This window comes from Providencia sp. PROV208, assembly GCF_028479465.1.
Lineage (GTDB): Bacteria > Pseudomonadota > Gammaproteobacteria > Enterobacterales > Enterobacteriaceae > Providencia > Providencia alcalifaciens.
Window position 1 is genome coordinate 280,053 of record NZ_JAMPNS010000004.1, and the last position, 24,506, is coordinate 304,558.

Consider the following 24,506-nt stretch of genomic DNA (forward strand, 5'->3'; position numbering starts at 1 on the left):
TTTACTTATGAAAGAAGCTCTTGGCTTAATTGAAACCAAAGGTTTAGTGGCATGTATTGAAGCTGCTGATGCCATGTGCAAAGCCGCCAATGTTGAATTAATCGGCTATGAAAATGTGGGTTCAGGGCTTGTGACTGCCATGGTCAAAGGCGATGTGGGCGCAGTTAACGCAGCGGTTGAGTCTGGTGTAGAAGCGGCGAAACGTGTCGGTACAGTGGTTACGTCTCGAGTGATCGCAAGACCACATAATGATATCGGCAAAATCGCGCAGCAACACAAAGCTTAATCATTAGAAGCATTAGAAAAAACAACAAATTAGTAAGTTTAATCTTTTGACTCCGGTACGGGGGAAGACATGGTTGCATTAGATAAAGATCTGCAATCCAGACAACTGGCAAGAGAGCTAGTTAGAAACGCGAAACAAGCGCAAAAAACCTTTGCAACTTTTTCGCAGGAGAAAATTGACAGTATTGTTAAACACATTGCAACAGAATCTGCGCGCCATGCAGAAGAGTTAGCAAAAATGGCGAACGAAGAAACAGGCTTTGGGAAGTGGCAAGATAAAGTCCTGAAAAACACGTTTGCATCAGTTCGTGTGTATGAACATATTAAAGATCTGAAAACAGTTGGCATCATTAATGATGACAAAATCAATAAAGTGATGGATGTGGGGGTTCCGTTAGGGGTGATCACGGCACTGGTGCCTTCGACCAACCCAACATCAACCATTATCTATAAAACATTGATTGCCTTGAAAGCGGGTAATGCCATCGTCTTCTCCCCTCATCCTAACGCGAAAGCGTGTAGCTTCAGAACTCTGGACATTGTTAAAAAAGCCGCTCTGGAAGCTGGCGCGCCAGCGGGCATCGTAGATGGTGTCACCATGCTGACATTGGAAGCGACAAAAGAATTAATGCACAGCAAAGACGTTTCGTTAATTCTGGCAACGGGTGGTGAAGGCATGGTACGTGCTGCTTATGCATCGGGCACACCCACAATCAGTGGCGGTCCGGGTAACGGTCCTGCTTTCATTGAACGCAGTGCTGATATCAAAAAAGCCGTCAGTGACATTATTACCAGTAAAACCTTTGATAACGGTGTGATTTGCGCATCTGAGCAATCCATCATTGTTGAACGTTGCATTTACAACGATGTTCACCGCGAGTTATTAGCTCAAGGTGCTTACTTCATGAATGAAGATGAAGCAAAACGGATGGCTTCAATGCTGCTCAGAGCGAATGGCACCATTAACCCTGATGTCGTGGGGAAAGATGCGATTACGCTGAGTCAACGTGCAGGTTTTAGTGTTCCAGCTAATACGAGAGTATTAATTGCATTACAAGATACTGTCTCACCGAAAAATCCGTATTCACGCGAAAAACTGTGCCCAATCTTAGGGATGTACGTTGAAGAAGATTGGCGCTCTGCATGCCACCGCGTTGTCGATTTGCTGACAAATGAAGGCTTGGGGCACACGCTGGTGATCCACACGCAAAATGAAGATGTTATTCGTCAGTTTTCCCTCGAAAAACCCGTAAACCGTATTTTGATTAATACCCCAGCGGCATTAGGTGGTATTGGGGCAACCACCAATATTACGCCAGCGCTGACATTAGGATGTGGGGCGATTGGAGGGGGTTCAAGTTCTGACAACGTCGGTCCAATGAATTTACTCAACATTCGTAAAGTCGGTTATGGCGTCCGTTCTATTGATGATTTGAGACAACCAGCACCGGTGAACACGCCAGCGTATTCAACATCGCCAGTAACTCATGGATGTCAGTCATCGGTCAGTATTCTGGACGATGATCGTTTCCGTCAGTCGCAACCAGCAAAAATTCAAGGTCATTCAAGCGCTACGGATAACCGGTTTGCTAACACGGTGAGTCATGCAGATATCGCTGAAGCGGTTGCGACTCATGGCGATATCACGGAAGAGAATGTTGAGCAGATTATTAAGGCCGTTCTCGGACGCCTAAATAAGTAATTCATTGAGATAAGGCGGGTAAATCATGATTTTGGCAAAGGTAATTGGACATGTTGTCGCAACGCAGAAATGCCAAGAGCTAAGTGGTAGTAACTTACTGATGATCACGGCACTTGGCGATGATCTGAATCCGTTGAAGGATAAAACGTTTGTTGCGGTGGACAGTGTTGGCGCAGGGATTAATGACCTTATTTTGGCGGAAGAGTATTTCGCTTTGAACAAAGACAAATACAAAGCCATGTCCGTGGTTGCCATTGTTGAAAAAGTGTATCGAGACGGCAGGGAGTAAATAACGCATGAACCAGTTTTTCATTAAGCCAAGAGTGCAATTCGGTGCAAACGCTTTGGATTATTTATCTCAAGTGAATGCCCAGCACGCGTTTATCGTGACCGATAAAGCGATGGTGAAATTCGGGTTAGCCGATGAAGTGATTCGTCGATTAACCCAGCAAGGTATCTCATTTTCTTTGTACGATGATGTGGTGCCAGATCCAGAAATTTCATCCATCGTGAAGGGTATGAAAATCATGGATAGCCAATACCCAGATTTAGTGATTGCACTGGGTGGTGGCTCGGTTATTGATGCTGCGAAAGCGGTTATTTACTCCTTATGGCATACCCGCCAAGACAGTCATAGAACCAAACCTCATTTTGTGGCAATCCCCACAACCAGTGGAACGGGTTCTGAAGTCACGGCTTTTTCGGTGATTAAGTCTCACTCAGAAAAACTGGTATTGGTTGATGAGTTTATGTTGCCCGATGTGGCAATTTTAGACCCTGTATTAGTGAAATCTGTTCCTGCCGCTATCACCGCAGATACGGGAATGGATGTGTTATGTCATGCCATAGAAGCGTATGTGTCACGCAGTGCTTCTGATTTTTCAGATGCACTTGCAGAAAAAGCCGTTCAGTTAGTTTTTGCCCACCTCATTGATTGCTATCGCGACGGCAGCAACTTAGTGGCTCGTGAAAAAATGCATAACGCATCGTGTATTGCGGGAATGGCATTTACCAATGCATCTCTTGGGATCACCCACAGCTTAGCGCATGCACTAGGTGGTGTGTTTCATATTCCTCATGGTCGTGCCAACTCAATATTGATGGCGCAAGTGGTGGCATTTAACGCAGGACTGGAAGGCTGTTGTGAAACGACTGCGGCTAAGCGTTATGCCGAATTAGCGCAAAAACTTAATTTACCAGCATCGAACGTACGTGAAGGCGTTGAGAGCTTAATCATGGCAATCAACGTACTGAAAGATGAAATGAATATGCCGAAAGGCATCCACGCGACAGGCGTCAATGAAACTGATTTTAATGCCCGTTTAGGGGAAATGGTTGGACAAGCATTGCGCGATAGTTGCACTCCGACTAATCCACGGGACGTAAATGAAAAGCAGCTAGAAGCACTGTACAGACAGTCTTTTTAATAGTTAACGCTTTTTATGTGATGAATAACGAACGAGAAAGAACATCAGGAGAGGCTAACATGGCCAAATATGCTTTGACCCCACGAGTAAAAACACTGGCTGAACGTTTAAGTGCTCGTAATTGCTCAATCATTACCGAACGTGCCAACATTCTTGAAACCGTGAGAAACCAACTGACGGGTGCACCACAAGCGATTAAACCCGCTCAACAGTTTTATGAATTTATTCGTCATTTCCCTGCGTTTATCGCACAAGATGAATTGATCATTGGTAGCCAGTCTTCAACGCCGCGTGGTGCTATTTTTCATACGGAAGACGAAGTGCACAGCCAGAGTATTTATGAGTTTTTAGCCGGTGATAGTGCCATTGCCGCTCCCGATTATTTAGTTGTGTTAAATGTGGGATTCGCCGAAATTAAAAACCAGCTGGAAAATCGCGTCAGAAATATTGGTAGTGCGGTCAGTCGTAACAGTATTGATGAGGCAAATAATTGCCGTGCGGCGATTTATGCCTGTGATGCTGCTATCCATTTTGCCCAATCTTTAGCGTTAAGAGCTGAAAATCTCGCGTCAACAGAGGCGAATTCATATCGTCGTGCTGAGCTGCAAGAGAGTGCAGAAGTATTACGCCAAGTACCCGCAAAACCCGCGCAAACCTTTAAAGAAGCTTGCCAAGCATTCTACTTATTACAACTGATTTTGCATTTAGAAAATGGCAGCTATGCCATCAATCCAATGGGTTTCGACAAAGCGGTTTATCCATTCTACCAGCGCGACATTGAGCAAGGTCGCTTAACGCCACAACAGGCTTATGAGATTGTTGAAAGTCTATGGTTGAAACTGGCTGAATTGTCGGAAGTCCGTGCAACTCGCGCGATGGATGGTTATCCGATGTTTGATGCGCTTAAAGGCGGTATCTATCTTAATGATCCGCAAGTTTGCATCAACGAACTTTCCGCGATGATGCTTTCGGCTCATGAAAATATCAGCGCAATTAATGCTGGATTAAAAGTCCGTTTATATTGCGGCCAAGCAAGTACGCAGCCTCAATATTCTGCGGCTTCAGCGAGTTATGTCGCACCAACGGCTCAACAAGATAATGAATTCAAAGTGATGGAAGGGTTAACGCCGCGCTTACAGCGTTTGCGTAACCGTTATCTAGAAGCGCGTCCAAGTGTGTCTATCTATCGCGCATTAGCCTTTACGGAAGTGGTAAAGAATAATCCAGGTTTACCGCCGATTTTGTTGCGTGCAAAAGCGTTCCGTCGTGCGTGTGAAACCGCACCTATCTTGATTCAACCTGAAGAGCTGATTGTCGGTCACCCATGCGGTAAAGCCCGCGCTGGGGCATTTTCTCCTGATATCGCATGGCGCTGGGTGGTAGACGAACTCGATACAATGAGCACTCGCCCACAAGATCCATTTGTGATCTCTGAAGAAGATAAAAAAGTGATTCGTGAAGAAATCGCGCCATTTTGGGAAGGCCGTTCTCTGGATGAAATTTGTGAAGCGCAATACCGTGAAGCGGGGGTTTGGGAATTCAGCGGCGAAACCTTTGTGAGTGACTTGTCCTATCACCAAATCAATGGCGGCGGCGATACTTGCCCAGGTTATGACGTATTACTTTTCACTAAAGGCATGAATGGCATTAAAGCGGATGCTCAGGCAAGACTGGCTGAGTTAAGCATGCAAAATCCAGAGGACATCGACCGCATCTATTTCTATAAAGCCTCGATTGAAACCTGTGAGGGTGTGGTGGCTTATGCGCATCGTATCGCTGAACATGCTCGTGAACTTGCTTCTCAAGAGACAGATCAGAAACGTCGTGAAGAGTTACTGACAATTGCTCAAGTGAACGAAAATGTCCCAGCGAACCCACCAAAAACATTGCAAGAAGCGCTGCAAAGTATTTGGACTGTGGAATCCTTGTTTGAAATTGAAGAAAACCAAACTGGATTGTCATTAGGTCGTTTAGACCAATACTGTTTCCCAATGTATGAAAGCGATATTCAATCGGGTCGTTTAACCCAAGACCAAGCACTGGAAATGATGCAGGCGTTTATCATCAAATGTGCGGAATTAATGTGGATGTCCAGTGAGCTGGGTGCTAAATATTTCGCTGGATATCAGCCGTTTATCAATTTAACTGTGGGTGGTCAAAAACGCTCGGGTGGTGATGCATGTAACGATTTAACGTACTTAATTATGGATGCAGTCCGTTTCGTTAAAGTTTATCAGCCATCATTAGCATGCCGTATTCACAACCAATCTCCGCAAAAATATATGGAAAAAATCGTAGATGTGGTGAAAGCCGGTATGGGCTTCCCTGCCTGCCACTTTGACGATTCCCATATCAAAATGATGCTACGTAAAGGCTTTGATTTCGAAGATGCGCGCGACTATTGCTTAATGGGTTGCGTGGAACCACAAAAATCAGGTCGAATTTATCAGTGGACATCAACGGGTTACACACAATGGCCTATTGCGATTGAATTTGTTCTGAATCGTGGTCGGATGGTGCTGTTTGATAGCCACCAAGGCTTAGATACCGGGGATCTGCGTAACCTGAAAACCTTTGAAGATTTCGATAACGCGGTGAAAGCGCAAATTGCCCATATTGTTCGCCTATCTGCGATTGGTACGGTCATCAGTCAGCGTGTTCACCGTGATGTCGCGCCAAAGCCATTGATGTCTTTGCTGGTGGAAGGCTGTATGGAGAAAGGGAAAGATGTTGCGGCGGGTGGTGCAATGATTAACCACGGCCCAGGGCTGATTTTCTCTGGTCTAGCAACTTACGTTGACTCAATGGCGGCTATTCGCAAAGTGGTTTATGAAGAGGGTCGCTATACCTTAGAGCAAGTGCGCGATGGCTTGCTTGCCAACTTTGAAGGTTATGAAGAGTTACGTCGTGATTGCCTGAATGCACCTAAGTTCGGTAATGATGACAACTATGTTGACCAATATGCTTTAGACATTACTGAATGGACTGAACGTGAGTGTCGTAAATACGACATGCTGTATTCCACATTGAGCCACGGAACATTGTCCATTTCTAACAACACACCGATTGGTGAGTTAACCGCAGCGACGGCAAATGGTCGTTTGGCGTGGATGCCGCTGTCAGATGGTATTAGCCCAACCCAAGGTGCTGATAAACAAGGACCAACGGCGATTATTAAGTCCATCAGTAAAATGAACGTGGAAACGATGAATATCGGGATGGTGCATAACTTTAAGTTCTTAAAAGGCTTATTGGATACGCCAGAAGGCCGCAATGGATTAATCACCTTGTTAAGAACGGCATCCATTTTGGGTAACGGTCAAATGCAGTTCAGCTACGTTGATAACGAAATGCTGAAAAAAGCACAGCAAGAACCTGAGAAATATCGTGACTTAATCGTTCGTGTTGCTGGTTACAGTGCTTACTTCGTTGAATTGTGTAAAGAGGTTCAGGACGAAATCATTAGCCGTACCGTGATTGAGAAGTTCTAAACCCAATCTGGGTGGGGATAGATAGCTATTCCCTACCCATCATAATAAAAACAATAAGTTTGAAACTGTTTTGGAGATGCAATGATGAACACAGCGGCAGAAATCAGAGGGCGGATATTTAATATCCAGAAATACTCAATTTATGACGGTGATGGCATTCGTACCCTGATTTTTCTCAAAGGATGCAATATTCGTTGCCCTTGGTGCGCTAACCCTGAAGGGCTCAGTAGCCAATTTCAAGTGATGTTTTCCCACGACAAATGTGTGGGATGTGGGAAATGTGTGGATGTCTGCCCGACAGGTATCCATTACATGACAACCAATGAACAAGGGGAAGCTGTCCATCGCGTGAATCGCAGTATTGACTGCATTGGCTGCCGTAAATGTGAGGAAGTGTGCATTTCTGATGCATTAGACATTATGGGAAAAGATGTCACGGTTTCTGAAATGATGGACATCATTATGCAGGATTACGATTTTTATATTTCCTCTGGCGGTGGTGTCACGATTGGTGGCGGTGAAATGAGTTTACAGACTGACTTTGCTGTGGAACTTCTGCGTGAATGTAAAAAGATGATGATCAATACAGCCGTTGAAACTCAAGGAACAACGTCACTCGCCAATTATGAAAGGTTAGCCGAAGTTGTCGACCTATTCTTGTTCGATGTGAAGCATATCGATACCGTTGAGCATAAAAACTTGTTTGGTATTGGTAATGAAAATGTGCGCCGTAATCTCGAAAGATTAATGGAGTTGGGGGCAAATGTGGTGATGCGTATGCCTTTAGTTCGCGGATACAACGACTCTTTTGATGCCATAACTGGCGCAATTGAGTACGCCATGGAATTGTCGAAACGCGGTAATTTAAATCGAATTGATATCTTACCTTATCACCAGCTTGGTCGTGGGAAATACGACAAGCTCGATATGATTTATCCCATCAAGAAAGATCCAACCTACAGCGTTGAAGAGTTAGATCAATTAGAGGCTTTCTTTAAAACATTCGATTTTGATATTCGACTGGTTCGTCACTAAGTAGGAGAGAAAGATGAAAAGTTTAGGTGTCATTGAGACTTACGGACTGACATCGGCAATACAAGCCGCCGATGCGGCATGTAAAGCGGCAAGTGTTGAGATTGTTGGTTATCGTAAAATTGGTTCTGGCTTAGTTTCTGTCTGTTTTCAGGGGGAAATTAGTGCAGTAAGAACAGCGGTTGATCATGGTGCATCGGTTGTCAGCCATCAAAATTTATTAAAAGGTACGCTAGTGATTGCTCGCCCTGAGGAGAGTGTGATCACTCAACTGTTATCTGCCAAGAATACCGCGAGTGAAATTGAGCAATGTCGTGAAGCGTCAGTGCGTGAGTCTTCTGTAGAAACGCTAGAAAATCATGTTGTTGTAGAGCCAAAAGCGGAAGTTCGTAAAGGGAAGAAATCATGATAAACCAGCAGCTAATGGGGAAAATTCTGTCTCGCTTAGCCGTGCCAAACTCTGCTGCAATAATGGAGAGTCCTATCGCTATTCCGGTGGGCGTTTCTAACCGTCATGTTCATCTTTCGCAAGAGGACGTCACCGTTCTTTTTGGTGAAGGTTATCAACTCACGCCATTTAAAGATTTGAAACAACCGGGACAATTTGCGGCAAAAGAGTGTGTGATGGTGGTTGGACCTAAAGGGTCGATCAGTAAAGTGCGAGTATTAGGACCAACAAGACCCAAAACTCAGCTTGAGGTCTCGAAAGCCGATTGTTTTGCGCTTGGCATTAAAGCACCAGTGCGTGAGTCTGGGGATCTAAATGAGTCAGGAAATGCGCTGTTAATTGGTCCGGCTGGGTACGTTAATCTCTCGGAACAGGTGATTTGTGCCCAACGCCATATTCACATGAACCTGATGGATGCTCGCGCGCTCAATGTCGTTAATGGACAGCGGGTATGTGTGCGCACTGAGGGTGAGCGTAGCCTCGTATTTGATGAAGTTGTTATTCGAGTCGATGCGCGATTTTCTCTGGAATTTCATATTGATACAGATGAAGCGAATGCAGCAGGGTTACGCAATAATGACAGTGTTTTTGTTGTCAGCTAAATACTTAGCGAACGGTGGCAAGATGAACGAAAAAATAATTGAGCAGATAGTGTCACAGGTACTGCAACAGCTGAAACAGCGAGTATTAGTGGTATTGTCCCCTAGCCAAGCTTATCAACAGGCGGTGTATCAACGTTTATTGTCGTTATCCTCGATGTCTTTTTCTTTCTATGCCACCAAGGAAATGTTAACGCAATCGACAGGAAACCAATCGACAGGGAACCAATGGAAAGAAATCGGACAACAATTTGATATTAATACCTTTAGTGTAGACAAGCTGGCTGAATTCCATTGTGTGTTTTTACCTTTTCTGGGAAGTAAGGTCGTTAGTGAAGTTGTGAATGGATTATCCGTTAGCGAAGAAAGTGAAATTATCTTACATGCACTCTCTCAAAATATTCCTATTTTGGCGCTGAAATATCATTGTTGTCCTGATAGTGATTTAAACCAGATATTAGGTTTGAATAAAAATGAACAGTATAACGACCTAATTAAAGAGAATATAAATAAGGCTATCTCATTAGGTATTCAATTCGATACATTTAATAATATTGAAAATAAAATACTCATTAGAAATGATGAGGCATCGAGTGAAAATAAAGTTAATCAGAATCGCTATATTACTTTGAACGAAGTAATGAATGACCCAAAGGAATACTCTCTAAATAAAAATAAATTAACAGATTCAGCAATAGATTATTTAAAGTCTCTAAAAAAATAGATTTCATTTCAATTTAATATTTTAAACGTCTATCTATGTAGGAGTATTATCTATGTCTTCTAAAGCAAAATCATGGCTTTGGATGCTGGCGGTGATTATTTCTGAAACCTCAGCAACATCCACATTGAAAATGTTCGATAATAGTGAAGGAACAACCAAATCATTATTATTAGGTCTGATAGTGATTCTGTATGTTATTTGTTATTACTCTCTTTCTCGCGCAGTGAAATATATTCCAGTTGGATTAGCATATGCCACTTGGTCAGGCACGGGCATTTTAATGGTTTCTACCTTAGGTATGCTTTTTTATGGGCAGCATCCCGATATGGCGGCAATTATCGGAATGGGGGTCATTGCGTCTGGCATCGTGATTATGAACTTGTTTTCTAAGATGGGGGCTGATGAGGCTGAACCAGCTGAAAATTCAGAAGCGTCACTGTCTTCAACTAACAACGTCGCTCATTAATAAGAAGAGAGGAATAGTATGTTTACTGGATTTTTATGGTTGGCATTATCGATTGGTTCGGAGATTACAGGAACATCGATGATCAAAAAAACCAACAGTTTTAGTAAATTAGGTCCATCCATTTTAGTGATTGTAGCTTACTGTTTGTGCTATTTTGCGTTAACTCGTGCAATGGGATATATCCCTGTGGGTGTTGCGTACTCTTTATGGTGTGGGTTTGGTATTGTTGGTGTAACGTTAGTTTCGATGATTTTATATAAGCAGAAACCCGATGTGCCTGCTGTCTTCGCGATGGGATTAATTATCTCTGGCGGTATTATTATGAACACCTTCTCAACGATGTAATCTTCGGTTTTATCTCTCGTATACCCATTGATTATTGCCTGTTTTTTCAGGTGATAATCAATGACGGTTTCACAACATAAAATGAATGTTTAACGCTAAGAGCCATTGTCTATCCTATGCTAATTTAACGTATGACTATCGTTTAATTTAGGAATGAGATATGCAAATTATTGAGTGGGATGACTTTACGAAAGTTGAAATGCGTATTGGCACCATTATTCGTGCGGAAGTGAACAGTAAAGCGAAGAAGCCCGCTTATGTCATGGATGTGGATTTAGGAGAATTAGGAATTAAACGCTCAAGTGCACAAATTACGGTGCATTACACTCCCGAAAGTTTAATTGGAAAACAGGTTTTATGTGTGTGTAATTTTGAAGTTAAACGTATTGCTGGCATAAAATCTGAAGTGTTAATTACGGGAGCACCAGATGAAACAGGGGCTATTGTATTAGCGGAATTTAATTTACCCGTGCCGAATGGTTCTCGTCTTGCTTAAGCCGTAAGGCTGCATTTTCTTGATTAAAACCGTTATACTCCTACTGTATGCCACCCAGTAGGAGCTCACCTTGTTATTACCTGAACTGCATTATCGCCAATATTCTCAAGAGGTTATTTCTCATCAACATGATGGGCAATGGCAGGTGGTATTTGCCGTATCTGGCGTGATGGAAATCAATATGCATCGCCAACACTGGCTATTGAATGCGGGTCAGGGGGTGGTGATCCCTCCGAGTGTGAGTCATGCCTTTAGTGGGCAAAAAGGTAATCAAAACTATGTATTGGAAATGCCAGCAACAGCACAGTGGGCATTAAGTGAGCGAATGACCCACTTCGCGCTCACGCCTGCTGCGATAGGGTTATTGAATTGGTTACAGCATTTTCCTCAAGCACCTGAACAGAACTTTGCCGTCGCACGTCTATTATTAGCCCAGTTAACGCCTGAAAATCGTTGGATTGATGAATTGACTCACTGGATTGAATTACGTCTGCATTTACCCATAAGCTGCGAGGATATTGCCTCTGCATTTTATATGTCTGTCAGTACATTACAGCGTAAAATGAAAGCAGAGACTGGGGGCACAGTCATGCAATTTCTATTACAAAAACGGATGGAAGCTGCTGGAAGTTTATTATTAACTAATCAAACCATTGAGCACGTAGCCACTCTTGTCGGGTACGATTCCCATTCAGCGTTTAGCCACGCATTCCGTAAATTTTACGGTAAAACACCGTTGGAATATCGCCTAAAATCCCTGATATGATGTCTAAATTATGTCATTTAGACTCTAAGTGCTGCGAAATTGTCGCGGAGTACTCTCCGTATAAAAAATCGGTGTTGATATTGGCTTGTTTGAGTTTTAACTCAAGTAATGCCAGCTGTTTGTTGATAGCCACATAATTAGGGTCATCGGCAGAGAGTTGCTGTAACATATGGCATAAATTGAGCGCTTCTTTTTTCTGCTGTAATTCAGCAGGTAGATATCCTGAATTTTTGAGAATACGATATCCCGCCCTTAATTCCTCAGGAACGAGGCTATCATCATCAAGCTGCAAAGGCTTACCCTCACCATTGAGATTGGATAATTCTCCCTTGTTTAAGGCGTCTTGAATATGGCGCTCGGCCCAAAGATCAATTACAGACATGCTTGTTCGCTCTGTTGTCAATAAGCATGAATTATAACGTTGATTAGTATGAATGAGAAACGCACATTAATCTGGCTAATGGTTTTTTTGTAGGGGGTGAATGACACAGATTTTGAGGTATTGTAAAAATGTGCATTAGACAAATTAAATGAAATAAAACCGACTAAATTTGATACTTTGATAGTGTTAAATAATAAAAAATGGCACCTTAATATTATTAAAATGTTAACTTGACCACATTTTTTATATTTACTGATATTTAATTTTTATAAAATTTGATTATTACATAAATAAAATTTAACAAAATTAATGCTGTTATTTTATTATCCATCTAGTAATTATTAGTTTATGTATTCAAATTGTATCAAATTTGTTGGTTTGAAATTGTGTATTTGTGATTAGGTGAAGCAAAAAATATTGTGTAATGTCCATTTCTCTTGTTTATAAGGAGAAAATATGGAGCAAAAAAAACAAGAGGGTAGCCGTTTTTTACGTACGGTTGAGTGGTTGGGTAATGCCTTGCCACACCCTGTCATTCTATTCATTATCTTAATTGGGATTTTATTAGTCTCTTCAGCAGTCGGTCAGTATTTTGGTATTAGTGTTCCTGATCCTCGTCCTGAAGGCGCGAAAGGTCGCGCTGAAGACGGAATCATTCACATTGTGAGTTTATTAGATGCTGAGGGTATTCGTAAAATTCTCTCCAATGTCGTGACCAACTTTACCGGATTTGCTCCATTAGGTACGGTATTAGTGGCATTGTTAGGTGTGGGGATTGCGGAACGTGCAGGTCTATTATCCGCTGCAATGCGTCTAATTGTGATTAAAGCGCCTCGCAAATTAACGACTGTTGCAATTGTGTTTGCTGGAATCATGTCGAATACTGCCGCAGAGTTGGGATATGTGGTGCTGATTCCTCTTGCCGCAATTATTTTCCATTCATTAGGTCGCCATCCACTTGCAGGGTTGGCAGCGGCATTCGCTGGCGTATCCGGTGGGTATTCCGCAAACTTATTGTTAGGAACAGTTGATCCGTTATTGTCTGGGATCACACAGCAAGCCGCACGAATTATAGACCCGACGTATATCGTCGGTGCAGAAGCGAACTGGTATTTTATGTTCGCCAGTACGTTCTTGATTACTATTTTGGGTTACTTCATCACCGAAAAAATTGTTGAGCCACAGTTAGGTCCCTATCAGGGCGGTGGTGTTGATGAAGATGAAGATAAGCTCAGAGCTTCAGCTGAAGTGACGCCGCTTGAGAAAAAAGCGTTGTTCTGGGCATCGGTGACTTTCTGGGGATTAGCGGCAGTATTAGCCTTAATGGTGGTGCCGGAAAGTGGAATTTTACGTAATCAAGAAACTGGGTTAGTGAGTAATTCACCTTTCTTAAAAGCGATTGTGGTATTTATCTTTATTTTCTTTGCGGTTCCAGGGATTGTTTACGGCTATATTGCAAAAACCATGCGCAGTGATAAAGATGTGGTTGATGCGATGGCAAGCGCAATGAGCACCTTGGGTCTCTATTTAGTCATCATTTTCTTTGCAGCACAGTTCGTTGCATTCTTTGGATGGACAAATATTGGGCAAGTTATTGCGGTCAAAGGCGCTAATTTCTTAAATAGCATTGACCTACACGGTGGAATATTATTTGTTGGCTTTATTCTGATATGCGCCTTTATTAACTTGATGATTGGATCAGCTTCTGCTCAATGGGCGGTGACTGCGCCGATATTTGTTCCGATGTTAATGTTGGCAGGCTATTCCCCTGAAACTATCCAAGCTGCATATCGTATTGGTGATTCTGTGACAAACATTATTACGCCAATGATGAGTTATTTTGGATTGATTATGGCAATCGTTGTCAAATATAAGAAAGATGCTGGAATTGGTACCTTAGTTTCAATGATGTTGCCATACTCCATTATTTTCTTTATTGGATGGTCACTGTTCTTTATTGTCTGGGTATTTATTTTGGAGCTGCCAGTAGGACCAGGTTCACCAATTTATTTCACGCCGGGCAGTTAGTTTCATTATTAAACTATTAGATTGCAAGGGTAAATAGCTTTCTATTTACCCTTTTTTACTTCTATTGATATATGTATTTATAAGTAGTTATAAAATGACCATCATTAGATGGCTTGTTTGGTAGGTTATTATTGGTTTATTGATTTTATTGTATTAAATATTTGTTGTTATTTCATTGTTACCCTAAAGTTAAATGAGAAATTAAATTTATTTGCATGATTACGTCAAGAATAGACTTGTTCTCAAGTTTGTTTTTATTTATGTATTATTTTAAATAAAAATAAGGGTGATTAATATGTATAGAATGACAATTTCCGCAAAATTATTCCTTGCATTTTTTTTTACTTTATTATTCATGTTTCCTATTTTTTGTTATTTGGTCATTTTTCAATAATCAAAAAAATGCTTTAAATTACATCGCGTGTTTATTTGTAATATAGCGAGAAAATAAAACACGTCGATTGTCATGTAAGCGTCATTTGCAAGAGATATGGCTGTCATCTGTCTGTCATGTATTGGCGATATTTCTGTCATTTCTCGGTGATAAATTCTCTCTCGAACATAAGCTGCGTGAATTCGCACATTTCAGTGTAAATCTCAGCGAATAAATTTTAGTCATCATAAAAGAGAGAAATTGACATGGCATCGATAAAACAGTCGGCTCTAGCACTGATGCTTGGTTTTGCGTTTAGTTGTCAGGGAATAGCAGCCACCACAATTCCATTTTGGCATTCAATGGAGGGGCAGCTTGGTGAAGAAGTGAATGACCTTGTCACTCGCTTTAATGAAACGCATCCTGATTACAAAGTGGTTCCTACCTATAAAGGGAATTATGAACAAAGTCTTGCTGCGGGAATAGCCGCATTTCGTTCCGGTAATGCCCCTGCTATTTTGCAAGTTTATGAAGTGGGCACGGCAACGATGATGTCATCTAAAGCCATTAAGCCAGTCTATGAAGTCTTTAAAGAGGCTGGCATTGATTTCGATGAATCCCAGTTTGTTCCTACCGTCTCCGGTTACTACAGCGACGCAAAAACAGGTCACCTGTTATCTCAACCTTTCAATAGTTCTACACCGGTTCTCTATTACAACAAAGAGGCTTTCAAAAAAGCAGGTTTGAATCCAGATGAGCCACCAAAAACATGGCAAGACCTTGCTCAATACACTGAAAAATTACGTGAGTCGGGAATGAAGTGTGGCTATGCGAGTGGCTGGCAGGGATGGATTCAAATCGAAAACTTTAGTGCATGGAATGGGTTACCTGTTGCAACGAAAAATAATGGGTTTGATGGTACGGATGCAGTTTTGGCATTTAATACACAAGATCACGTAAGGCACATTGAACTGCTACAAGACATGAATAAGAAAGGGACGTTTAGTTATTTAGGACGTAAAGATGAGCCAACCGAAAAATTCTATAACGGGGATTGTGCCATTATTACGGGGTCTTCCGGTTCTCTAGCCAATATCCGTAAACACGCCAAGTTTGATTTTGGTGTTGGTATGATGCCATACGACGCGCAAATTCCAACTGCGCCACAAAATGCCATTATTGGCGGTGCGAGTTTATGGGTGATGGGGGGCAAAGATCCCGCAACTTATAAAGGCGTTGCTGAATTTATGAAGTTCCTTGCTGAGCCTGAGAATGCCGCAAAATGGCACCAGAATACGGGGTATTTACCGATTACCAAGGCGGCGTATGAATTAACCCAAAAGTCGGGTTTTTATGACAAAAATCCCGGTGCAGATATTGCCACGCGTCAAATGCTCAATAAGGCGCCTCTCCCTTATACCAAAGGATTACGCTTAGGGAACATGCCACAGATTCGTACCATTGTGGATGAAGAGTTGGAATCAGTATGGTCCGGTAAGAAAAACCCACAGCAAGCATTAGATGCTTCTGTTGAACGGGGTAACCAATTATTACGCCGCTTTGAAAAATCCACTCAGTAATGAGTCCTTTCGCCCCTCTGATGGCATGCAGAGGGGCGCTGCATCACATCTGATTTATTGGGTTGCTTATGTCATCATCTCGTCCCGTATTTCGCTCCTGCTGGTTGCCTTATGTCCTTGTATTGCCGCAATTAATCATTACGGTCATTTTCTTTATTTTGCCCGCAGGGCAAGCCCTATGGTACTCCCTACAAAGTATTGATCCTTTTGGATTATCCAGTGAATTTGTGGGATTGGAAAATTTCACTCAACTCTTTAGCGATAGCTATTATGTCGACTCTTTTTATACCACGATGATTTTTAGCACGTGGGTCGCGGGGTGTGGGTTAGTGGTTTCACTTTTTTTTGCTGCGTTAGTTGACTATGTGGTGAGAGGGAGTCGTTTTTACCAAACATTGATGCTGTTGCCTTACGCAGTAGCTCCCGCTGTGGCGGCGGTGTTATGGATGTTTCTCTTTAGCCCAGGAAGAGGATTAATCACCTATGGTTTGGAGGCGATTGGGTATGATTGGAACCATGCACAAAACAGTGGGCAAGCCATGTTTTTAGTGGTTCTAGCGTCAGTTTGGAAACAAATTAGTTATAACTTTTTGTTTTTCTTTGCTGCGTTGCAGTCGATTCCTAAATCTCTGATGGAAGCCGCTGCAATCGATGGTGCGGGTCCTATTCGACGCTTCTTTAAAATATCTTTACCACTGATTACCCCTGTCAGCTTCTTTTTACTGGTCGTGAATTTGGTGTATGCCTTTTTTGATACCTTTCCGGTGATTGACGCGGCAACGGGAGGGGGACCCGTACAAGCAACCACAACACTCATTTATAAAATTTATCGTGAAGGTTTTTCGGGACTCGATCTCTCTTCATCCGCAGCACAGTCAGTCATTTTGATGGGATTGGTGGTCATCTTAACGGTAGTTCAATTTCGTTTTATCGAACGTAAGGTGCGTTACCAATGATTGAAAAAAATCGAGGGTTGAGCCTATTTAGTCACTCAATGCTGATACTTGGAATTTTGGTGATTTTATTTCCACTGTATGTGGCGTTTGTTGCCGCGACGCTGGACGATAAAGCGGTTTTTGATACTCCGATAACGCTGATCCCTGGTACCCATTTATGGGAAAACCTGACCTATATCTGGAATAACGGCGTCGCAGCAAACAGTGCACCATTTTGGTTAATGCTGGTGAATAGCGCCATTATGGCGCTGGTAATTGCGATAGGAAAAATCACGATTTCGATGCTATCAGCGTTTGCGATTGTTTGGTTCCGTTTCCCATGCCGTAGTCTATTTTTTTGGATGATTTTCATTACGTTAATGTTGCCTGTAGAAGTCCGTATTTTTCCTACTGTAGAGGTCATTTCCAGCTTAAACATGGTGGATAGTTACTCTGGGTTAACCTTACCGTTGATGGCATCAGCCACTGCCACTTTTTTGTTTCGTCAATTTTTTATGACGTTGCCGGATGAGTTAATTGAAGCCGCACGTATTGATGGTGCCTCCCCAATGCGTTTTTTCCGCGACATTGTATTGCCATTGTCTAAAACAAACTTATCCGCACTATTTGTGATCACGTTTATCTACGGTTGGAATCAGTATTTGTGGCCGATTTTGATCGTCGCAGACCCGAGTTTAGGAACAGCAGTGGCTGGGATCAAAGGCATGATTGCTTCTGGAGAAGGGACAACACAATGGAACCAAGTGATGGCAGCAATGTTGCTGACACTCATTCCTCCTATTCTTGTTGTATTAGCGATGCAGCGTGCTTTTGTACGTGGCTTAGTCGATAGTGAGAAATAACCATGGCAGAATTAAAGCTTCAAGCCGTCACCAAAAGTTGGGACGGAAAAAATCAAGTCATTAAGCCGCTTACGGTAGATGTCGCCGATGGCGAATTTATTGTTATGGTGGGACCTTCAGGGTGTGGAAAATCCACGTTATTACGCATGGTGGCAGGGCTAGAGCAAGTGACCAGTGGGGACATTTGGATTGACCGAAAACGCGTGACGGAATTGGAGCCAAAAGAGCGTGGTATTGCGATGGTTTTCCAGAATTATGCGCTTTATCCTCATATGAGTGTTGAAGAAAATATGGCGTGGGGATTAAAAATTCGCGGGCTTGGGAAAGAAATCATTCGTCAAAAAGTACAGGATGCAGCCCGTATTTTAGAACTTGATGGTTTATTAAAGCGCCAGCCTAGAGAGCTCTCTGGCGGTCAACGTCAACGGGTGGCTATGGGGCGTGCGATTGTCCGCGATCCTGCGGTATTTTTGTTTGATGAACCGCTTTCTAACCTCGATGCAAAATTACGCGTGCAAATGCGCCTTGAGCTACAGCAACTACATCGACGTTTAAAAACTACCAGTTTGTATGTCACGCATGATCAGGTGGAAGCGATGACATTGGCTCAGCGAGTGATGGTGATGAATAAAGGCATCGCAGAGCAAATTGGTTCACCAGTCGAGGTGTATGAACGTCCTGCTAGCCGTTTTGTGGCAAGCTTTATTGGTTCCCCCGCGATGAATTTGTTGGAAGGAAAAATAAGTACTGATGGCGCATGTTTTGAATTAAACGGTGGAATGCAATTACCTCTAGAGAGAACATATTTACAGTGGGTAGGGCATGCGCTAACGTTAGGTATCCGACCGGAACATTTGCAATTAGGCTCTGAATCATCAGGGGGGATTCCCCTTGAAGTCGACACACTCGAAATGTTAGGTGCCGATAATCTTGTGCATGGTCAGTGGGCTGGACAAAAAGTGATTGTACGTCTTGGTCACGAACATCGACCCCAAGTAGGTACAACACTATGGCTTCATCTTCCTGAAGCCCATCAGCATTTTTTTGATACTCAATATGGACACCGTTTATGAATCTTTGGCCTTATCCTAAAATTGTTGCTCATCGTGGTGGTGGAAAATTAGCCCCTGAGAATACCCTTGCCGCCATCGATGTCGGAGCAAAATATGGTCATACGATGATTGAGTTTGACGCTAAATTATCCCGCGATGGTCAAATTTTTCTGCTTCATGATGATACCCTTGAGCGCACCAGTAATGGGCATGGTATTGCGGGGGATTTCGATTGGAGTCAGCTAATCAAAATAGATGCGGGAAGCTGGTATAGCCAAGAGTTTGCTCATGAACCCTTGCCATTGCTGTCACAAGTCGCGGAGCGTTGCCAGCAACATAACATGATGGCAAACATCGAAATTAAACCCACAACGGGCTTAGAAACCGAAACAGGAACTGTGGTGGCTCTCGCTGCTCGTCAATGGTGGCAGGGGCAAACAGCGCCATTACTCTCTTCATTTTCAATTGAATCCCTTGAAGCGGCTCAGGCCGCTGCCCCCGAATTGCCACGCGGTTTACTACTCGAAGAGTGGCGTGAAGATTGGAGAGAACTCACGGGGCGCTTAGATTGTGTGTCTATTCATTTGGATCACATTTTACTGGATAAAGCGCGAGTTGATCTTTTGAAACGTGCTGGCTTATTTATTTTGGTGTATACCGTGAATGACCCTGATCGCGCTAAATTATTATTAGACTGGGGGGTGGATGCAATTTGTACCGATCGTATTGATCTAATCGATCCAAACTTCCCTGTAAAGTAGAACAGCAATCCCTTTGTTTTTAAAGCTCCCCCAATAAGCCTATTGCTTATTGGGGGAGCTTTTCCATTGTGTAAATAAGTAATTTATTCAATTAAAAACAATGAGTTAGTTTGTCAAGTGATTATCGGTAATTAGGATTAACTTTTTTCCTTTTTCTTGAAAATATTGGTTAGTATCTCGTCATCACACGGATAAGGATGGCAGTAGATATGACAATGCAGCTCATTGCTAGACCCCATGATTCGGCTTTTAAAGGTTTTATGAGCAAAGTCGATAATGCGCGAGATTTCTTTGAAATCTATCTTCCGAACCGCATTAAACCACTTTGTAATTTGGATACACTGAAGCTAGCGAGTGCTTCATTCATCGATAAAACCTTGCGGTCTCGTTTTTCAGATATGCTTTATTCTGTTCAAACTCTCAAGGGAAAAGGGTATTTCTACCTATTAGTTGAACATCAATCTACCCCCGATAAGCTGATGGGATGGCGGCTTATGCACTATGCATTCTGTGCAATGAACCAACATTTGCAGCAAGGAAATAACGCATTACCACTGGTGGTACCTATCTTGTTTTATCATGGGAAACAGTCGCCTTATCCCTATTCACAGGTATGGACTGATTGTTTTCCGTGGGCAGATTTAGCCTATGACCTTTATTGCAATCCATTGCCGCTGGTGGACGTGACGGTAGCGAGTGACGATGAAATTGTGAATCACCGAAAAGTTGCTGCAATGGAGCTCGTGCTTAAACATTCTACATTGAGGGATGACCTGATAGTGCTATCCGAGCGTTTAGCTCAGGTGATTAGTGAGAATGAAAACCACCGTGATGATGTGATTTTAATCATTAACTATCTGTTTAGTGTGATGGATACCCCGACATACACTCAGATAGTCAAAACATTAATTGAACAAACCGAAGGGTATCAGGAGACTGTCATGACGATTGCTGACCGTTTAAGAAATGAAGGGTTAGAAAAAGGCTTAATAAAAGGTAGAGAAGAAGGAAAAGCAGAAGGAAGAGAAGAAGCTCGGCAAGAGGAGCAAGCGATAGCTAGACAGCGAACTTACACTCAAGTTATTACCAGTTTGGACCTTGGCTTAAGTATTGACATTATCAGTAAAATTACAGGGTTACCACATTCTGAAATACAAGCTATGCGCTAAAATAATACAGGGCAGAGTTAACGTAACAGTGAACTCTGCCCTTTTTCAATCTATTGTATTAGAAGTTAATTTTTAATGTCGCATTCACACCACTTGATTTGACATCACTGTTGTATTGACCTTGGTAAGATACGCCGAGAGTCGTCGATTTGTTAAGTTGAGCATCAATACCTAAGCCAATTCCAAACAGATTATCCAGCTTACCGCCACGGATTTTGGCTTCGCCAGTATCTGATAAGAACAGCATGGCTTCAGGGCGATTATCACCAAATAAGTGGCTGGCTGAAACATCGCCTTTCAGGGCTAAATTAACGTTACCCGCGGCGAATGGGTAGCCACCACGTAAACCGACAGTACCAACTTGGATATCTTGGTTGTCAGTTTTAGTGGTGAATTGCATATTACCCACTTGTTCATGCAGATTGTCACTGGTGACATGTAACCAGTTAAATCCAGCATAGGGTTCAATCGAATATTGATCATTATTCAATTGGGTATACGCACCTTCCACGAAGAGTTGAGTAATTTTCGCATCATAGCTGCTGGAGTTGTAACCTGAATCTTGACCAACCCATAATGTGCGTTTCGCATCACGATCTTGGTTAGTATGTGTGACACCATAATTAATGGCAGCAACATTCTGGATATTAGATACACCGTAGGCACCGACATGCAGGTCATTGCTGTCAATTTTACCGTACTCATGGGCTTTATATTTAGATGAACCGGCCCCGAAGAACAGACCCGCTTTGGTGTGAGTGGCCACATCAATTTCTGCACCGACTAACGCTGCGTAGAAATCGGTGTCCATATTGCTGTAACCATAGTCAAGGTTGCCCCATTGACCAACACCCGTCATCCAAATACGCGCATTGCTGTTTTCAATATTGGCATAACGACCATGACCCACGCCGATAGCCTGATCTTTCACGGTACGAGTTAGACCTAATACGTTCACCACGCTGGCATTGTTCGCATTAAGGTACATATCACTACCGAGTGATTGATAAGTATTACGAAGGTCACGTTCGCTCATCGGTAGTGTTGCATCAAACAGCTGACCTTTAGCATTACTTTCTAATGCATTGGCAATTGAACGACTATTCTCATTATTGGCAAATGAAGCAAATGAGGTATCCGCTTTTTTGCTCAGAGAGCCTGTAATGGTGTTGTCTTTTACGGAAACGTCTTTTTGGAATAGCGCATAATCATCTGCGGCAGCATTATTGGTATTTGCTGCGAGCATTTTGGTTTTAGCGCGGTTGTCGGCTAAATTATCTGCGTTAACCGTACCTTGGATTGAATTATCATTAAGATAAACGTCTTTCAGTTGCCCAATATTATCAGCAGCAACGTCCAGTTTAGCGCCTTGATTTAAGGTCATATTACCGACATTCACATCATGACCTGCGGTGACTAAATAGGTTCCTTTGTCGTTGATGTTGATATTGGCTTTATGGCTTTCATTGGAGACTAACTGACCTTTCTGCGTAAATTGGTCATTATAGCGATTAAGAACACTCAACGAGCCGCCGTTAACGTTCACGTCTGCAGTACCGAAGGATTCAGTAAAACCGTACAGAGAGCCTTGTTCGACGGTTGTACCACCACGGTAGGTGTTATCCCCTGTCATCACCAATGTGCCTTCACCCGCTTTGACTAAAGAGCCATCATACAGACCTGCATCGATTTTGGCTTGGATGGCCTCAGCACGTTTTTGGTAATATTCCTGACGCCATTTTTTAGCATCTTCTTTATCGACAATGTGAGAAGTCGGGTCTGGGTTGCCATCGTTTACCACGAAATCGGTACCAAGATTATAATCGCCACCGGCATCGATACCGTGGGCTTTATAATCGGCTAACCATGCTAAATCTTCGGTTTCACGCTGATCTAACGCGGCTTGGTTGATGTCGTTTGTCCAGACATCGAGAGGTACTGCATCCAGTTGATATTCGAATTTACCTAAGAATTGACCGGGACCATACATACCTTTTTCGAGATCCGGTGTACCCCAACCATAGCGCTCATCAGGTAGACCATCAGCGGATGTCCAACCTTTATAGAGGCTGCCATCTGGGTTGTAACGGTTGGCAGTTGTGAACATAACATCACGCACTTGCAGGGCATTCATGGATTGATAGCGGGACATTAACACGCCCATCGCACCAGTGACGTGCGGCGCTGCCATTGAAGTACCGCTAAAGGTATCCCAACCCGGATTACCGTTTTCATCCACAACGCTGGAATAGATATAGCGGCTAGGCGCAACGACGGTCCACCATTTGGCATTACCCGCTTCGTTGAACATACCTTCAATTTCATAACCGGTCTTATCTGCGGTCTGTTTTAAACCCGCAACGGCAATCCAATGTTTCTCAGCTTGTGGATTGAAATAAGGGTAGAGAGGGCGGTAGTACGGGTTTTTGAAATCACGGTTACCTGTCGTGAAGACTTGTACCACATTGGTATCTTTCACTGCATCATAGGCGGCATCCACAAAGGATGGATTATCGCCATAGATTTTTTTGAAGTAAAAATATTCGTATTCAGTTTGTTGAGTGGTATCTACGGGTAAATGCACGCTAGTATTACCACCATCCGGTCCGACGGTTTTACCAGCATCAATAATTCTTGGGTTAGTTCCCCAGCTGTTATTGATGACTTGAGCGCCCGCATCGACCATGGCTTTCCAGCCAGTATAGAAATATTGGTAGTCTTGATAAGGTCCGTAGTTGTTGCTATCGGTAGCGCCGGTATTGCCCACATAGACATCCGATCCCCATGCAACTCCATGCATGCCTTCACCATCTCGATTCGCGCCAACAGTACCTGTAACGTGTGTGCCGTGAGTATCATTCACGCCTTTGATCCAATCGCCAGTCACATCGAAGGCTTGGCCTTTTTCATAGTGACCGCCTAATTCTTGTGGGTAACGCATACCTGTTGAGCCGTACTCACCTTTGGCTTTAACGGCGTGGAAGCGGGAACCACTCAGTTCTTGGTGAGATAATAACGCACCGGAGTCCATGACTCCGATTTTAGCGCCTTGTCCATGATATCCCAGCGCGTATGCACTAGAAGCATTCATGGCGGCTAAGCCCCAATCATTTTTATATTCTTGGCTTTCCCAACTATTTTTATCACCGAGTTGCCCAGTTTCAGAGTAAGCCAGTGTATAACCAGAAAATAATAGAGCAGAGGTAATAATCGAGAGTTGGAAAATATTTTTATTTATTACAGCTTTATTTTTATTGCGTGAAGATACAGCGAATTTTTGTGCTTTGTTCATTCTGATACCTTTATTATCAATAAATAACCATCATTAAGAATCAAAAACAGAATCGCTGAGATAATCTATTTTTTCTAAAAATAAATACTTGAGCGTCATCGCAAAGTTTTATCATTTATCCATAAAGTAGATTTATTGACTGGCTAATCACAATAAAACCAGATTAATGGCACGTAAAAAGAACAAATAAAATGACAATTTCATGTGGGGAATTAAACTAACTTCTGCTTTTTCATCATGAAATTAATATTTGAATATATTTTTTTAGAATAAATTAAGAGTGGCAACAA

At 42.7% G+C, this 24,506-nt stretch carries 22 protein-coding genes; 20 read left to right on the forward strand and 2 right to left on the reverse strand.

Features of this window, described 5'->3' with window-relative positions; translation table 11 throughout:
• Nucleotides 1-7 precede the first annotated feature (7 nt).
• The 13 genes from PR766_RS04655 to PR766_RS04715 all read left to right on the forward strand — a co-directional run bounded on the left by PR766_RS04655 (nt 8) and on the right by PR766_RS04715 (nt 11,781).
• On the forward strand, nt 8-286 hold the full coding sequence (locus tag PR766_RS04655; protein ID WP_006658501.1) for a BMC domain-containing protein: 279 nt from the start codon (nt 8-10) through the stop codon (nt 284-286).
• A gap of 69 nt (nt 287-355) precedes the next feature.
• On the forward strand, nt 356-1,987 hold the full coding sequence (locus tag PR766_RS04660; protein WP_036963337.1) for an acetaldehyde dehydrogenase (acetylating): 1,632 nt from the start codon (nt 356-358) through the stop codon (nt 1,985-1,987).
• Nucleotides 1,988-2,012: 25 nt separating this feature from the next.
• Nucleotides 2,013-2,276, forward strand: coding sequence for a EutN/CcmL family microcompartment protein (locus PR766_RS04665; protein WP_154636252.1), 264 nt, complete (start codon nt 2,013-2,015; stop codon nt 2,274-2,276).
• A 7-nt stretch (nt 2,277-2,283) separates the two neighbouring features.
• Entirely contained in the window at nt 2,284-3,414 is a 1,131-nt protein-coding gene (locus PR766_RS04670) for a 1-propanol dehydrogenase PduQ (RefSeq protein ID WP_154636251.1), read from the forward strand.
• Between the two features lie 59 nt (nt 3,415-3,473).
• Nucleotides 3,474-6,905, forward strand: coding sequence for a choline trimethylamine-lyase (cutC, locus tag PR766_RS04675; RefSeq protein WP_112859995.1), 3,432 nt, complete (start codon nt 3,474-3,476; stop codon nt 6,903-6,905).
• Between the two features lie 84 nt (nt 6,906-6,989).
• The gene (gene cutD / locus PR766_RS04680; protein WP_036967719.1) at nt 6,990-7,940 is read left to right on the forward strand and encodes a choline TMA-lyase-activating enzyme; all 951 of its coding nucleotides are present in this window, start codon (nt 6,990-6,992) and stop codon (nt 7,938-7,940) included.
• A 13-nt stretch (nt 7,941-7,953) separates the two neighbouring features.
• Nucleotides 7,954-8,346 (forward strand): BMC domain-containing protein, encoded by a 393-nt coding sequence (locus PR766_RS04685; protein ID WP_006658507.1) that lies wholly within the window; start codon nt 7,954-7,956, stop codon nt 8,344-8,346.
• A complete protein-coding gene (locus tag PR766_RS04690) occupies nt 8,343-8,987 on the forward strand; it encodes a phosphate propanoyltransferase (protein ID WP_006658508.1) in 645 nt (214 codons plus the stop codon). Before PR766_RS04685 ends, PR766_RS04690 begins: the two co-directional genes overlap by 4 nt.
• Nucleotides 8,988-9,009: 22 nt before the next feature.
• Nucleotides 9,010-9,708 (forward strand): hypothetical protein, encoded by a 699-nt coding sequence (locus tag PR766_RS04695; RefSeq protein ID WP_224050613.1) that lies wholly within the window; start codon nt 9,010-9,012, stop codon nt 9,706-9,708.
• Between the two features lie 52 nt (nt 9,709-9,760).
• On the forward strand, nt 9,761-10,174 hold the full coding sequence (locus tag PR766_RS04700) for a DMT family transporter (RefSeq protein ID WP_006658510.1): 414 nt from the start codon (nt 9,761-9,763) through the stop codon (nt 10,172-10,174).
• Nucleotides 10,175-10,192: 18 nt separating this feature from the next.
• Complete coding sequence (locus PR766_RS04705; protein ID WP_006658511.1) at nt 10,193-10,519, forward strand: DMT family transporter; 327 nt, start codon at nt 10,193-10,195, stop codon at nt 10,517-10,519.
• 160 nt (nt 10,520-10,679) lie between these two features.
• On the forward strand, nt 10,680-11,015 hold the full coding sequence (locus PR766_RS04710) for a tRNA-binding protein (protein ID WP_006658512.1): 336 nt from the start codon (nt 10,680-10,682) through the stop codon (nt 11,013-11,015).
• A gap of 70 nt (nt 11,016-11,085) precedes the next feature.
• Nucleotides 11,086-11,781: a helix-turn-helix transcriptional regulator gene (locus PR766_RS04715; RefSeq protein ID WP_154636250.1), complete on the forward strand. Its 696-nt coding sequence runs from the start codon at nt 11,086-11,088 to the stop codon at nt 11,779-11,781.
• 13 nt (nt 11,782-11,794) lie between these two features.
• On the opposite strand, the gene PR766_RS04720 is transcribed toward PR766_RS04715, so the two are convergent.
• Nucleotides 11,795-12,163: a DUF1992 domain-containing protein gene (locus PR766_RS04720; protein WP_006662505.1), complete on the reverse strand. Its 369-nt coding sequence runs from the start codon at nt 12,161-12,163 to the stop codon at nt 11,795-11,797.
• 456 nt (nt 12,164-12,619) lie between these two features.
• Between PR766_RS04720 and PR766_RS04725 the strand changes: the two genes are divergently transcribed.
• From PR766_RS04725 to PR766_RS04755, 7 genes are all read left to right on the forward strand, one after another.
• Nucleotides 12,620-14,191: an AbgT family transporter gene (locus tag PR766_RS04725; protein ID WP_154636249.1), complete on the forward strand. Its 1,572-nt coding sequence runs from the start codon at nt 12,620-12,622 to the stop codon at nt 14,189-14,191.
• Between the two features lie 639 nt (nt 14,192-14,830).
• Entirely contained in the window at nt 14,831-16,144 is a 1,314-nt protein-coding gene (ugpB, locus tag PR766_RS04730; RefSeq protein WP_154636248.1) for a sn-glycerol-3-phosphate ABC transporter substrate-binding protein UgpB, read from the forward strand.
• Between the two features lie 68 nt (nt 16,145-16,212).
• Nucleotides 16,213-17,100, forward strand: coding sequence for a sn-glycerol-3-phosphate ABC transporter permease UgpA (ugpA, locus tag PR766_RS04735; protein WP_154636247.1), 888 nt, complete (start codon nt 16,213-16,215; stop codon nt 17,098-17,100).
• On the forward strand, nt 17,097-17,942 hold the full coding sequence (gene ugpE, locus PR766_RS04740; protein ID WP_006658519.1) for a sn-glycerol-3-phosphate ABC transporter permease UgpE: 846 nt from the start codon (nt 17,097-17,099) through the stop codon (nt 17,940-17,942). Before ugpA ends, ugpE begins: the two co-directional genes overlap by 4 nt.
• 2 nt (nt 17,943-17,944) lie before the next feature.
• On the forward strand, nt 17,945-19,015 hold the full coding sequence (locus tag PR766_RS04745) for a sn-glycerol-3-phosphate import ATP-binding protein UgpC (RefSeq protein WP_006662509.1): 1,071 nt from the start codon (nt 17,945-17,947) through the stop codon (nt 19,013-19,015).
• Nucleotides 19,012-19,755 carry a glycerophosphodiester phosphodiesterase gene (gene ugpQ / locus PR766_RS04750; protein WP_154636246.1) on the forward strand — a complete coding sequence of 248 codons (744 nt, stop codon included), beginning with the start codon at nt 19,012-19,014 and terminating at the stop codon, nt 19,753-19,755. The genes PR766_RS04745 and ugpQ overlap by 4 nt, the downstream gene beginning before the upstream one ends.
• Nucleotides 19,756-19,964: 209 nt before the next feature.
• Entirely contained in the window at nt 19,965-20,924 is a 960-nt protein-coding gene (locus PR766_RS04755) for an Rpn family recombination-promoting nuclease/putative transposase (protein ID WP_036978163.1), read from the forward strand.
• 58 nt (nt 20,925-20,982) lie between these two features.
• Here PR766_RS04755 and pta read toward each other — a convergent pair whose 3' ends face one another.
• Nucleotides 20,983-24,216: an autotransporter Pta gene (pta, locus tag PR766_RS04760; protein ID WP_154636245.1), complete on the reverse strand. Its 3,234-nt coding sequence runs from the start codon at nt 24,214-24,216 to the stop codon at nt 20,983-20,985.
• Between the last annotated feature and the right edge of the window lie 290 nt (nt 24,217-24,506).

What these genes read in the sequence shown, in the direction of transcription:
- PR766_RS04655 (WP_006658501.1), top strand. Translation starts at nt 8, where the DNA reads ATGAAAGAAGCTCTTGGCTTAATTGAAACCAAAGGTTTAGTGGCATGT.
- PR766_RS04660 (WP_036963337.1), top strand. Translation starts at nt 356, where the DNA reads ATGGTTGCATTAGATAAAGATCTGCAATCCAGACAACTGGCAAGAGAG.
- PR766_RS04665 (WP_154636252.1), top strand. Translation starts at nt 2,013, where the DNA reads ATGATTTTGGCAAAGGTAATTGGACATGTTGTCGCAACGCAGAAATGC.
- PR766_RS04670 (WP_154636251.1), top strand. Translation starts at nt 2,284, where the DNA reads ATGAACCAGTTTTTCATTAAGCCAAGAGTGCAATTCGGTGCAAACGCT.
- cutC (WP_112859995.1), top strand. Translation starts at nt 3,474, where the DNA reads ATGGCCAAATATGCTTTGACCCCACGAGTAAAAACACTGGCTGAACGT.
- cutD (WP_036967719.1), top strand. Translation starts at nt 6,990, where the DNA reads ATGAACACAGCGGCAGAAATCAGAGGGCGGATATTTAATATCCAGAAA.
- PR766_RS04685 (WP_006658507.1), top strand. Translation starts at nt 7,954, where the DNA reads ATGAAAAGTTTAGGTGTCATTGAGACTTACGGACTGACATCGGCAATA.
- PR766_RS04690 (WP_006658508.1), top strand. Translation starts at nt 8,343, where the DNA reads ATGATAAACCAGCAGCTAATGGGGAAAATTCTGTCTCGCTTAGCCGTG.
- PR766_RS04695 (WP_224050613.1), top strand. Translation starts at nt 9,010, where the DNA reads ATGAACGAAAAAATAATTGAGCAGATAGTGTCACAGGTACTGCAACAG.
- PR766_RS04700 (WP_006658510.1), top strand. Translation starts at nt 9,761, where the DNA reads ATGTCTTCTAAAGCAAAATCATGGCTTTGGATGCTGGCGGTGATTATT.
- PR766_RS04705 (WP_006658511.1), top strand. Translation starts at nt 10,193, where the DNA reads ATGTTTACTGGATTTTTATGGTTGGCATTATCGATTGGTTCGGAGATT.
- PR766_RS04710 (WP_006658512.1), top strand. Translation starts at nt 10,680, where the DNA reads ATGCAAATTATTGAGTGGGATGACTTTACGAAAGTTGAAATGCGTATT.
- PR766_RS04720 (WP_006662505.1), bottom strand. Translation starts at nt 12,163, where the DNA reads ATGTCTGTAATTGATCTTTGGGCCGAGCGCCATATTCAAGACGCCTTA.
- PR766_RS04725 (WP_154636249.1), top strand. Translation starts at nt 12,620, where the DNA reads ATGGAGCAAAAAAAACAAGAGGGTAGCCGTTTTTTACGTACGGTTGAG.
- ugpB (WP_154636248.1), top strand. Translation starts at nt 14,831, where the DNA reads ATGGCATCGATAAAACAGTCGGCTCTAGCACTGATGCTTGGTTTTGCG.
- ugpA (WP_154636247.1), top strand. Translation starts at nt 16,213, where the DNA reads ATGTCATCATCTCGTCCCGTATTTCGCTCCTGCTGGTTGCCTTATGTC.
- ugpE (WP_006658519.1), top strand. Translation starts at nt 17,097, where the DNA reads ATGATTGAAAAAAATCGAGGGTTGAGCCTATTTAGTCACTCAATGCTG.
- PR766_RS04745 (WP_006662509.1), top strand. Translation starts at nt 17,945, where the DNA reads ATGGCAGAATTAAAGCTTCAAGCCGTCACCAAAAGTTGGGACGGAAAA.
- ugpQ (WP_154636246.1), top strand. Translation starts at nt 19,012, where the DNA reads ATGAATCTTTGGCCTTATCCTAAAATTGTTGCTCATCGTGGTGGTGGA.
- PR766_RS04755 (WP_036978163.1), top strand. Translation starts at nt 19,965, where the DNA reads ATGACAATGCAGCTCATTGCTAGACCCCATGATTCGGCTTTTAAAGGT.
- pta (WP_154636245.1), bottom strand. Translation starts at nt 24,216, where the DNA reads ATGAACAAAGCACAAAAATTCGCTGTATCTTCACGCAATAAAAATAAA.